Source organism: Chitinophaga hostae (genome assembly GCF_018224885.1).
Taxonomy (GTDB): domain Bacteria; phylum Bacteroidota; class Bacteroidia; order Chitinophagales; family Chitinophagaceae; genus Chitinophaga; species Chitinophaga hostae.
This window is the reverse complement of the sequence record NZ_JAGTXB010000003.1, coordinates 291,793-304,133: the sequence shown is the minus strand read 5'-3', so window position 1 is coordinate 304,133 and position 12,341 is coordinate 291,793. Positions and strand designations below refer to the sequence as shown.

The window sequence follows — 12,341 nt, the reverse complement described above, 5'->3', positions numbered from 1 at the left end:
ATCCTTATTTCAATTGCGGACTTGTAAAATCCAGTTTTTTTAACCCGGCTTGTATTTCCGGACAACTCATAAACAGTTTCCATAGCAAACCGCTGCGATAGTTTTCTATCATCACAATAATAGGTCCCTGGTCAATGGCCAGATGTGAAGAAGCGTACCATTGCCGGCTTTCGTTAAAGGCGTCTGTAAATCCGTACTGACTCCAGATCTTCTTTCCCTGTTGGTAATAAAAGTATTTCAGTGCCTGCATGGAATACGCCGGCGTGTAAGGAAAGGCTGATAAGGCGGCTGTGGGAGCAATGGTTCCAAAGTCATTTTCCGGTGAGTGGGCATTGTAACCATCGTAGGTATCACAGGCGGTAAGGCCCCAGCAATCAGCGCTGTATCCCTTGAATCCTTTAGGATTATGCACGCAGTATTCCCGGTTGATGAGCGTATGGTTTTTATTCTGTTCCCAATAGTCGGCATAACGGTCTTTTAACCCGCGCGGATCGAGGCCGAGGAAAGAATAATGCGAGAAGAAGAGCGGACCGCCATAGTCAAACCCCAGCGGCAGCCGTATCCCGAAAAATTCCTTGCCGTTGCGGAAATGGCGGCTGACAGCCCAGCCGCGGTGATATACTTCTGCTTTTACCGGGTAGGTGGTGGAAGATGCAGCCAATATATAGGTAATAAGACATTCATTCCATCCCCTGATTTCGTGGTTCATACTCCATCCGTTGTTAGGGCTCCAGTGCCAGAACAGCACCTCTCTTCCGTCGCGTGTAAACCAGTCCCATTCAACTTCCTGCCAGGTCAGGTTGATTTTGTTACGCAGCTCCTTTTCGCCGGGTGTGTCCCGGTCAAAGTATTGACGGGCGGTTAGGAGTCCTTCAAAAAGATAGGCTGTTTCCGCAAGATCGCCGCCATCGTCTTTCCGGCCGAAAGGAATGGTTTTCCCGGTGCTGCCGTTAAGCCAGTGAGGAAATACACCGTGATAGCTATCTGCTTCCCGTAAGAAGTCTACGATCGTGTGCAGCCTGCTCAGTGCGGCTTCGCGGGTAATCCATTTGCGTTCTGCGGCCACTACGATGGCCATGACGCCAAAGCCGGTACCGCCGGTAGTTACCACGTCGCCGCCGTGATCAGCGGCTTTGCTGCTGCGTTCCCGCGTCATGCCGGAAACGGGGTGACCGAAGTCCCAGAAGTAGCGGAAGGTTTGTTGCTGCACAAGTTCCAGCAATGCCGAGTCGGAAAGTCCTTTTTGTATGGCCATCCGGTTGGGCGTGTGCTGTTGCGCCTGCACGCCGGAAGCGAGCAGGCACAACAAGATGAAATATTTTAATGATTGCATTCCTGTTTGTTTAATATCCTGGATTTTGTGTCAGTTTGCCCGCGCTGATGTCTATTTCATTTTGCGGGATGGGCCATACTTCGTTTTTGCCGGTTACAAACCCAAGTTTGCCAAATACCTGTGGTGCTCTTCCCTGGCGGATTACGTCGAAATAGCGATCACTCTCCATGGCTAATTCTACCCGTCGTTCCTGCCAGATAGCATTGCGCAACGCTACTTTTTCCGTTACCGTTATATCGGGCAATATACCGGTTAAACCGTTCCTGGCCCTAAGTCTTACTGCATTAACGGAAGAAAGCGCCTGTTGTGTATTGCCCAGTTCATTGGCAGCTTCGGCGTTTATCAGCAACACTTCAGCATAACGTATTACGCGGATGTTTTGATCGGCGCCTTCGTTATAGCCACTAATGAACTTATCAAAAGGTACATATGATTTCTGGTTAAACCGGGGGTTTACACCGGCGAGCGCAATGGCATCGCCTTCGGGGGTAGTTTCGCCCCGGAAAATGATGGTGGCATCACGTCGCGGATCGCCGGTTTCATAAGTGCCCGCCAGATCAGCCGTAGGTACGTTAAAGCCCCAGCCGCCGCCTACTGCCTCTTTCACACCCTGGATCTGCGAATACTGGGAGTTAGAGGCATCTTTGTTGCCAGGAATCAGCTGTGCCTGTATTTCAAAAATGGATTCCCCAGCATTTTCATTCGGAATACGGAACAGCTGTTCATAATTGGGAAATAATGTATACCCCAGTTTCATGACCTGGTCGGTAAAATTGAGTGCGTCTGCCCATTTTTTCCGGTACATCGCTACTTTGGCGTGTAAGGATAGCGCCGCGCCTTTGGTAGCTCTTCCTTTATCGGCCGCTGCATAGCTAACGGGCAATGCGGTTGCAGCTTCGGTGAGGTCCTGTTCTATGGCGGTCCATACTTCTGCTGCGGGTGTTCTGGATAAATTATATTCTTCCGGTGTTTTCGGGAGATGTAAACGCAATGGCACATCGCCAAAAGCGCGCACCAACCGGAAGTTGGCATAGGCCCGGATGAATTTGGCTTCGGCAATATAGCGGGTCTTCAGTGCAGCATCCATACTGATGTTAGGTAGGTTGTCGATTACCTGGTTACAGAAGTTGATTTCCTGGTATTGTCCCTGCCAGAAATCAAGGAGCTGTCCTTCGGCAGGAGAAACGCTGAAGTTATCAAAAGTGGTAAGGAAGCTGGCGTCGGCGGGCGTGCTGCCTTTTTCGGTATCATCGGAGCCCAGACTTTCCACCCCTACGGAGGCAAAGCCTACCTGTTTCCATTCACGAAGATTAGCATACATGGCGTTAACGCCTTTGGTGGCGTCTGCCTGCGACTGCCAGAATTGCTCGCTTGGCTGCTGCCCCTGTGGTGGCACATCCAGGAAGCTTTTTCCGCAGCCGGCTGTTATGATAAAAAGTATCGCAGTTAAGTAAACGGCTATACGTTGTTTGTAATATATACGGCTATTTTTCATGGTTGCAGTGATTTGGTTAGAAAGTAACATTTACACCAAAGTTGTAGGTGGCATATAGTGGGTACACGCTGTTGTCGATGCCAACATTGTTAGGTGTGCCACCAATTTCGGGTGAAAATCCGCGGTATTTGAAAAAGTTGAAAGCATTCTGTGCGTTGAGATATAGCCGCAGGTTTTTCATCTTCCATCTTTTGGTCATATCGGCAGGGAAACTGTATCCCAGCTGTATGTTCCGGATCCTGAAGTAGCTGCCGCTTTCCACGAAGAAGGAATTGGGCAGGTAATTTTGGCGGCCGCCGATAAATGCGGAGGGGTAGGTGTTGGAAGTACCTTGTCCGTGCCAGCGCTTATCATAAAATTCCTTTGTGAAATTTTCGTTTCCGAAACGTAATCCCAGGTTGGCGTTATATACGTCAACGTCTGCAACGCCCTGGAAGTCGACCGCGAGGTCGAACTGTTTGTAGGAGAAATAGGTGTTGATGCCATACGTATATTTCGGGTTTGGATTGCCCAATGGCACGCGGTCATTAGCATCTATTTTCCCATCGGGTGTGCCATGTGAACCACTCAGATCACGGAATTTAAAGTCTCCCGCTTTTGCGAATGGCTGGGCGGAGGCCGCCGCTTCTGCATCTGTCTGGAAGATGCCTTCTACCTGGTATCCAAAAAACTGGCCTATCGGCTGACCTACAACGGTACGTGTTCCCAATGCGCCCCCGGTAGCGGCGGCGCCACCGCCATAGATGGGGTTGTTACCACTGGCTACAGAAAGTACTTTATTATTGTTGATGCCAAGGTTAGCGCCAACGGAGTAGCTGAAATCCTTATTGCCGGGTTCATCTTTCCAATTCACTGTAAACTCCCAGCCACGGTTCTGGATATTGGCCTGATTGGTAATAATGGTGCTGAATCGTGTACCCACAGATCCTGGGAAGGGAACATCAAAAATAGCCCGTTGTGTTTCACGGTTATAGAAGCCAGCTTCTATATACAACCTGTTTTGCAGTACGCTGGCTTCGAGGCCAACATCGGTACCTACGGCTCTTTCCCAGTAGGTAACCGGGGCCACCACAGCGTTGATGCTGGCGCCGGTGTTAACGTTACCTCCAAAGATGGCTGTCAGGTAAGGATCCTGGGCTACCCTTAACACTGATACGTTGGCGGGAATGGAAGCATTCCCTATTTTTCCCCAGCTGGCGCGTAGTTTCAGGTTATCGAATATGCCTGCATTTTTCAGGAAGGGTTCTTCACTGACCACCCATCCGGCTCCTACGGAGGGGAAATATCCCCATCGCTGGTCACCGAAAAATTTGGAAGAACCATCCGCGCGAATGGATGCAGTGAGCAGGTATTTATTTTTGTAGGCATAATTTAACCGGCCGAAATAGGAGGCTACGGTATAAAGGTCGCCTTCATCTTTTACTTCCCTGCCGTCGGTATTTCCCAGCCGCAGATAGCGGTCTCCTTCGCTGTTATTGGGCACGTTCTGCGCGGAGGCAATGAGTTTGTACAACTTGTATTGCTGGGCCGACTGGCCGGCAAGTATACGCAGGTCATGATCGCCGAATTTGTTTTCATAGGTCAGCGTATTTTCAACAATCCAGTTGGTACGGTCGGTACCCGTGCGCATTAACGTGCTGATATTATTCTGTTGTATTGTTGTAGCCTTGTAGGCCGGCGTATAATTACGGATAATACTGTCTCCATATTCACCACCGGCGCTCGCGTGGAAGGTGAAGTGTTTGGCAAAGCGAAGATCGGCATATACGCTTCCGGTGACTACATGCCTTTTGGTGGTTTGGTCGTAAAAATCCAGCGTTACCTGCGGGTTGTTGGCGGGACCGTTCCCCAGTTTGTATTTGCTGGGATCACCATAGGAGCCGTCGGGGTTGCGCACCGGCACTATGGGCGCAGAGTTATACAGCTGGCCAAAAATGGCATCGGGCACATCATTGGAATTGTATACGGAGGCGGTTACGGTATAACCAATTTTCAAAGGTTCAAATACCTGGAAATCGTTTTGCAGTCTTGCTGTAAACCGGGAGAAGTCATTTGTTTTAACAATGCCTTCCTGTTTAAGATATCCCACAGAAAAGCTGTAGGTGGATTTTTCCGTACCGCCGCTGATGGATAGCTGGTGGTTGGTGATCATGGCATTCCGCAGTTCCTGTTTGTACCAGTCGGTACCTTCACCAAAATCATCCGGTTTCAGCAGGTCGGGCTGACCATTTTGCGCGCTTAATTCATTGACCATAATCGCATATTCGTGACCGTTAGCCATTTTTACCCTGTTGGTGACCCGTTGGAAACCAACAAAGCCATTGTAGTTAACAGCAGGTTTGCCGGCTTTTCCTTTTTTGGTGGTAATGAGTACTACGCCGTTGGCTGCGCGGATACCATAGATGGCCTCGCTGGACGCATCTTTCAGGATACTCATGTTTTCGATGTCTGCAGGGTTTAAAAAGCTGATGTCATCATACCACACGCCATCCACAACATATAGTGGGTTGGGGCTGCCATAAATAGTACCGGCGCCCCTGATTTTGATGTTGGGGGCGGCGCCTGGTTTTCCGCTGTTGGTGATTTGCACACCTGCTACTTTTCCCTGTAAACCGCTTACTGCGTTGGGAGCGGGTTGTTTGGATATTTCCGAGCCTTTCACCTGCGAAATAGCGCCGGTAATATCCACTTTCCGCTGAACGCCGTAACCCACTACCACCACCTGTTCTACCTGGGTAACAGATTCTGAAAGGGTGATGTCGATCGTAGTCTGGTTGTTTACCGGCACCTCTTTACTGGAAAAACCAATGAAAGTAACTACCAGGGTAGCATTGGAAGGAGCAGAAATCGTATAGGTGCCATCGTTACTGGTCACGGTTCCGCGTGCGGTGCCTTTTACGGTGATGGTGGCACCCGGTATTGGCGCAGGGGTGCTGCCTCCTGTAACTTTACCGGTAATTTTTATATCCTGTGCCTGTGCCGCCGCAGTTTGCAACAGGAATATAAAAGAAAGTAAAAAAGGAATGGTGGCAGTGCGCATTTTCTTAAGGGCGTACAAATGGCGCTCGTAGCCTGCTAACAGTTTTCTCATACGTAGATGTTAAATGTGTGGGTAATAACAATTTTACTGCGGTTGCCGGTGTAAAATTGTTGTCTTGTTTTCAAATGAATAGTGGTGCATATTTGCGCTCATGTAATTGCTTCAGGAGCTGTTGTAAATCTGCAGGATCATAAACAGGTGTTTAGCAAGTGATAGAAAAAGAAGCATCTGGGCTATACAGTATAATAAGTTTTAGTATTTGAGCCCTGTGAAGGGCTCCTGCAAGGTTTCCGCTAAAAGATGCTTAATGTTGTGCCGGTATTATCTGATCTCAACAAAATAATGGTAACAGGTCTGTTCGCTTCATATGTTGTGCCAGTTATTACATAAACGCCGGTTACGGAAAATAAATTACCTGGAAGCGACGGTAGAATTATGCAGGTCTTTGTAATTTTATAGAGATGGTGGGTTACCCAAAAAAAATTTCGCATTTAAATATGTTGTTATGAAAAACCTTTTTTTTCCCGTTCTAACAACCTGGATCGTTGGTTTGTTACCGTTACAGGCACAAATACCGGCCGCAACAGCTAAAATGAATGCATTTGTCAGTGGACTGATGAGCAGGATGACTTTGGAAGAAAAGATCGGTCAGTTGAATTTGCTCACGCCGGGTGGGGGTGTTGCTACTGGTGCGGTGGTGAGTTCGGATGTGGAAACAAAGATCAGTAAAGGACAGGTAGGTGGTTTGTTTGGGGTAATTGGTGTGGAAAAAATCCGCAAAGCGCAGAATCTTGCCATCAGTAAGAGCCGGTTAAAGATCCCGTTGTTATTTGGGTCGGATGTGATTCACGGATATAAAACCACTTTCCCGATTCCCTTAGGGTTATCCTGCAGCTGGGATATGGCGATGATTGAACATAGTGCGCGTCTTGCTGCCATAGAAGCCAGCGCCGACGGATTGTGCTGGGTATATTCCCCTATGGTGGATATTGCCCGAGATCCGCGCTGGGGGCGGGTAGCAGAAGGTTCGGGAGAAGATACCTACCTGGGTTCAAAAATTGCTGCGGCCATGGTGCGGGGCTACCAGGGAGAGCAACTTTCGGCGAATAATACAGTGATGGCCTGTGTAAAACATTTTGCGCTGTATGGCGCGGCGGAAGCCGGGCGGGATTATAATACCACGGATATGAGCCGCATCAGGATGTACGAATATTACCTGCCTCCTTACAAAGCGGCTATTGATGCCGGTGCAGGAAGTGTTATGACATCTTTCAATGAAGTAGATGGCATTCCGGCCACTGCCAACAAATGGTTGATGACAGACCTGCTGCGCCAACAATGGGGATTTAAAGGCTTTGTGGTAACGGACTATACTGCTATTAATGAAATGATGGCCCATGGTTTGGGGAACCTGCAAACCGTGTCAGCCCTGGCGCTGAATGCCGGCGTGGATATGGACATGGTAGGGGAAGGGTTTCTTACCACGCTGCCTTCTTCACTGCAGCAACACAAAATTACACTGCGACAAATTGATGATGCCTGCCGGCGTATCCTGGAAGCCAAATACAAACTCGGGCTCTTTGAAGATCCTTATCGTTACTGCGATGATACCCGTGCCAGTCGTGAAATTTTAAGTGCGGACAAAAAACAGGCAGCCAGGGAGTTGGGCGCGCGTGCCTGCGTGTTGCTGAAAAATAACCAGCAGGCGCTTCCGCTGAAGAAATCCGGCACCATCGCTTTGATAGGTCCGTTGGCCAACAACAGGCATAATATGCTGGGTACCTGGGCTATCAGTGGTGATCCGCAGGCGGCGGTGCCCATCATGGAGGGGATTAAAAATGCAGTGGGCAACAGTGCAAAGGTATTATATGCGAGGGGCGCCAATATCAGCGATGATTCCGTATTTGCAAAAAAGGTAAACGTATTTGGCGAGCGCATCGATATTGCACCCGAACCTGCGGAGCAGTTGCGGGCAGAAGCCCTGGAAGTGGCCGGCAAGGCCGATGTAATTGTGGCTGTAGTAGGAGAGGCTTCGGAGATGACCGGAGAGGCAGCCAGCAGATCAGATATAGGTTTGCCAGGCAGCCAGCAGCAGCTATTACAGGCCCTCGCCAAAACAGGTAAGCCATTGATAGTAGTGCTGATGAGTGGCCGCCCGTTAACACTCACCACCGAAAATGAACTGGCTACTGCCATGTTGCAGGTATGGTTTCCCGGACTGGAAGCAGGCAATGCCGTGGCCGATGTACTTTTTGGTAATTATAATCCTTCCGGTAAACTGACCATGAGCTTCCCACGCAACGTTGGACAAATTCCTGTGTACTACAATCATAAAAATACGGGCCGCCCTCAACCTGATGGCCCTACGGAAAAATTCCGTTCCAACTACCTGGATGTGGCCAATGATCCGCTGTTCCCATTTGGTTACGGGCTAAGCTATACCACATTTAAATACGACAACCTGAAACTGCAGGCAACGTTGGGTTTGAACGAAAAAATGGACCTGTCTTTTACGCTCACCAATACCGGCAATTATGCAGGGGAAGAAGTGGTGCAGTTGTATTTACGCGATATGGAAGCCACCATCGCAAGACCGGTAAAGGAACTGAAAGATTTTAAAAAGGTCCTGCTGCAGCCCGGGGAAAGTAAAACAATTCATTTCACCATCGACAGGGAAAAGTTATCTTATTTCAACAGCAACCTGCAATGGGGGGCAGATCCCGGCATGTTTGACATCATGATCGGCAGTTCCTCTGCGGATATTCGGCTAAAGGGTAGTTTTGAGCTGAAGGCAAAAAGCTGAAGGCAAAAAGCAGAAAGCTCGTTGCTTTAAATCAATATCTTTTTTTATAAATTAAGGTTAACTGCTAACCGCTAATGGCAAACAGCAAACAGCTAACAGCTGGACACTAAACCTCCACCTCTTAACAAATTCAGGTTAAAAGCTAACAGCTAACAGCTAAAAGCTATATCACGGTTCATCGCAGTGGATCGTTTTGGTACTGAGAAATAGTTTTTTCCATTCTTTCTGTATCGTTTCGGGGGTGTAAATATCGTTGGCGGTTTCAATCACGCTGTTGGCGCTGTTGCCCCAGCCAAACGCAATTACATATACGAATGCATGACGGAGTTTATCGGGGGAGGCCAGTTGTGCTTTATACTCCTGCATGATCCTGTCGGGGTCACTGTTACGGGCGGCGCCTTCTTTTGTCAAGGTGTACCAGTCCTGCAACAGCGAGTCACCGCCGGCCATTAATGCACGGGCATGACGTTCAACATCCGGGTTTTTTGACTGATATGTTTTCAGTGCATTTACATCTTTATAGGCTTTAAAATAAGCGCGGTGAAATTCGTAGCGTTGTTGTTGTTCTTTTAGTTTTGCGGCTTTAAAATTTTGCCAGAAAGGTGTAGCCGGAAGGTCCAGTTTTTTTAGCGCAGTATTAACCCGGGTAAATTCCTCTTCCAGTGCTTCCGGATGCAATTGATCAATGTCTGTTGGTTTAAAAACAGCCGGCATTACCGTCACGTCAAAATCTTGTTTCAGTACCAGGCGCTGACAGTTGTTGATCCGCTCCCAGGTTATTTTTTTGCTGTCGAATACTCCCTGGTAGGAACACAATTCATCTTCCCATTTATATAGTGCTTTTTGTGCGCTGGCGGTGCCCGCGATAAAAACGGCTATTGCTATCAGTAAATGCTTCATATACAGGTTGTTTTAGACCGCCATGATTCAATATCACCATGCGATATTGTAGCAAAGGAAATACTTTTTTTATAAAGATAGTGTTTGCGGTTATACCCGGAAACAGGGATACAGGAAGATGACAACGCAGGTATGTACAGGATATAAAAATTAATTAGCGCAGTTGGGCTGCCTTGTAAACGTTTTCCACATAGGATTTAAAGTTATTCAGCACACCGGTGGTGAAGTCGAGTTGTACGTTGGCGGGTAATCCGTTTTCCGGTTCAAATATTTCCGTAACGTTGATCCCTTCCGGGGTAACGGCAAAGAGGTTAACGGTTTGCCGGCCATCGGTAAGCGTATAACTGATTTTTTCCTGTGGCCGTACTTCGGTATATACGCCACCAAAGTCAAAGCTGCTGCTGTTGTTTTTCAACTGCATGGTAAAAAGGAATCTGCCGCCACGCCGCACATCGTTTTCCACATGGGAAGTATGCCAGTCTGCCGATGGGCTGTTCCATTGGCAGATATGTTCCGGGGTGGTCCAACAGGCCCACACGTCCGTCATGGACGCCTGTACACTCACAGTTGCAGTAAGAAGTTGTCCGGGAGGATTCATACCTTAAATGTACATGCTGTTCTGCAGATGGGAGAGGGGGGAATGAGACAAGATAAGGGGAGTTTTAGGCCATGATATTATTCCTCTTTTCTCAGAAAAAAAGACGCCTTAACATTCCTGTAACATAGCCGGCTTATATTTATATCCGGATCAAGTTACAACCTCGAACTATGTCTGATAGCCCTGCGAAACAACTTTTTGAGAAAATATTTGAGGAGAACAATGCAAAGGTTTACCGGTTTGCGTTCAAGTTGACCAACGACGCTGCCAGAGCGCAGGAGATGACGCAGTTATGTTTTGTACGGTTGTGGGAAAACATAGAACAGGTGAAACAGGAGCAGGATATTTTCCCGCTGTTGTTTGTGTATGTGAAGCACCTGGTGATAGATGAAAGCCGCAAACTGTACCGCGAAAAAAAGGCGCTTTCCCTGGCAGCGAAGGAGCAGCAGGACATCACGGACAGCGGTGAAAAAGTATTTCTTCACAAAGAATTCAGCTCGCAGCTGCATAAACTGGTAGAAAGAATGCCGGAGCAACGTCGCAATGTATATACCCTGAGCCGTGATCACGGTTTTAGCCATAAGGAAATTGGTCAGCAATTGTCTATTTCTCCCGCTACTGTAAAAAATCATCTGACAGCCGCCCTCCAATATATCAGGAAGGAGCTGACCAGTCATTTTTATGTTGACCTGGAAAGAAGAAAATAACCCAACTATCCTCACCAGAAAATCTTTCTCTATGCGATATGCCAGGTCTTTATTTTGCTGTTGCCTCATCGCAGGACTGGCAGCCTGCAGTAAAAAGGACGATGCGCCGGCAGTGCCCACCGGGCCGGTTACACAACAGGAAATAAATAACTGGATACTAGACAGCATGCGCCTGTTTTACCTGTGGAATGATCAGCTGCCTGCCCAGGCAAACAATACCCAGGAAACAACCGCTTTTTTCAATAGTATCAAAAGCGGGGAAGACAAATTTTCTATTATCTATAATCCCGGTGACCCGGCAACAATTAAAAGTGATATGTTGTATAAGTATGGGGTAGACTTCAGTATTATCAGCTGGCCCGCCGCCCCGGGTGGTGTTATCGGTGTGGTGAAACTGGTGGTACCGGGTTCGTATGCAGCTGCTGATGGGTTGAAGCGCGGGGCTTACTTTACACGTATCAATGAAACGGTGCTGACTTCGGGCAATAGTGTGCCGCTCAGTGAGCAATTGCGTACGGGCAGCGGAGGTACCATCACACCCGCTGTGGTGAATGGCAATGTGATTACTGAAGGAGCGCTTGTATCGCTGCGTCCCGGGAAAATAACCGAAAACCCGGTGTATCAGTCGATCGTTATAAACAGTGGCGCCAAAAAAGTGGGGTATCTTTTTTATAATGCATTTGTAGACGGTTATAACAACTACCTGCTAGCCGCTTTCCAGGATTTTAAAAACAAGGGTGTCAGTGAACTGATTGTTGACCTGCGCTATAATGTAGGCGGCAGCCTGGCTGCGGCAGCCATGATCACTGCGATGATTGCACCCAATCTCACTGAAAAAAGCACTTTTGTTAAATACAGCGGCAATTCCCGTATGGGTGTTCATACGCTGGATTTTGCGGCTGCCCTGGCTGTTCCCGAAACCGGTGATCCGGTCAGTTTTAATAGTTTATCTGCCGGCAGGCTTCATCTTCCCCGTGTATTTGTTCTCAGTGGCCGCCAAACAGTATCGGCGGCAGAGTTGCTGATTAATAACCTGAAGCCCTATACGCAGGTGATACAGATAGGGCAAACAACAGTAGGCAAGGATAAGGGTGCAGTGATTGTATACGATATGCGCACGCCGCAGCGTATTCCATGGATTATACACCCGCTTACTTACCGGCTGGCCAATGCAAGCGGAGAGGGGAATTACACCGCCGGTATCACACCGCAGTATACGATCGATGAAATGAATCGTCAGCCCCTGCTGGCATTGGGTAATGCGGCCGATCCGCTGATTGCAAAAGCATTATCGGTAATAGACGGTAATGGAAGGGCTATTCCTGAAAATGCGGTGTTTACCCGCAGCCATATTTATGACGCCCGTGAGAAGGCAGTTGTGAACAGTGTTCTCGTCTTCCCCAAATAAATAGGAAAAAAAAGGGTTAACAACAATGGCACATCTGAATGAAATGAGGGTTCTCCG

The 12,341-nt window shown here is 48.3% G+C and carries 8 protein-coding genes; 3 read left to right on the top strand and 5 right to left on the bottom strand.

Features of this window, described 5'->3' with window-relative positions; all coding sequences use genetic code 11:
* Positions 1-4 precede the first annotated feature (4 nt).
* Genes KE626_RS08345 through KE626_RS08335 form a run of 3 tightly spaced genes read right to left on the bottom strand, consistent with a single transcriptional unit; the run spans position 5 to position 5,919 of the window.
* Positions 5-1,333, bottom strand: coding sequence for a glucoamylase family protein (locus KE626_RS08345; protein WP_249207354.1), 1,329 nt, complete (start codon positions 1,331-1,333; stop codon positions 5-7).
* Positions 1,334-1,343: 10 nt separating this feature from the next.
* Positions 1,344-2,828, bottom strand: a complete 1,485-nt coding sequence (locus KE626_RS08340; RefSeq protein ID WP_211972417.1) for a RagB/SusD family nutrient uptake outer membrane protein — start codon at positions 2,826-2,828, stop codon at positions 1,344-1,346.
* Between the two features lie 16 nt (positions 2,829-2,844).
* Complete coding sequence (locus KE626_RS08335) at positions 2,845-5,919, bottom strand: SusC/RagA family TonB-linked outer membrane protein (protein ID WP_211972416.1); 3,075 nt, start codon at positions 5,917-5,919, stop codon at positions 2,845-2,847.
* A 454-nt stretch (positions 5,920-6,373) separates the two neighbouring features.
* Here KE626_RS08335 and bglX point away from each other — a divergent pair, with 454 nt between their 5' ends.
* Entirely contained in the window at positions 6,374-8,671 is a 2,298-nt protein-coding gene (bglX, locus tag KE626_RS08330; RefSeq protein ID WP_211972415.1) for a beta-glucosidase BglX, read from the top strand.
* 168 nt (positions 8,672-8,839) lie between these two features.
* Here bglX and KE626_RS08325 read toward each other — a convergent pair whose 3' ends face one another.
* Together KE626_RS08325 and KE626_RS08320 are read right to left on the bottom strand one after the other, a co-directional pair.
* Positions 8,840-9,571, bottom strand: a complete 732-nt coding sequence (locus KE626_RS08325) for a hypothetical protein (RefSeq protein ID WP_211972414.1) — start codon at positions 9,569-9,571, stop codon at positions 8,840-8,842.
* A 154-nt stretch (positions 9,572-9,725) separates the two neighbouring features.
* Complete coding sequence (locus tag KE626_RS08320; protein ID WP_211972413.1) at positions 9,726-10,169, bottom strand: SRPBCC domain-containing protein; 444 nt, start codon at positions 10,167-10,169, stop codon at positions 9,726-9,728.
* Between the two features lie 170 nt (positions 10,170-10,339).
* On the opposite strand from KE626_RS08320, the gene KE626_RS08315 reads away from it, so the two are divergent.
* Entirely contained in the window at positions 10,340-10,876 is a 537-nt protein-coding gene (locus tag KE626_RS08315) for an RNA polymerase sigma factor (protein WP_211972412.1), read from the top strand.
* Positions 10,851-12,284, top strand: coding sequence for a S41 family peptidase (locus KE626_RS08310; RefSeq protein WP_211972411.1), 1,434 nt, complete (start codon positions 10,851-10,853; stop codon positions 12,282-12,284). The genes KE626_RS08315 and KE626_RS08310 overlap by 26 nt, the downstream gene beginning before the upstream one ends.
* Positions 12,285-12,341: the final 57 nt, after the last annotated feature.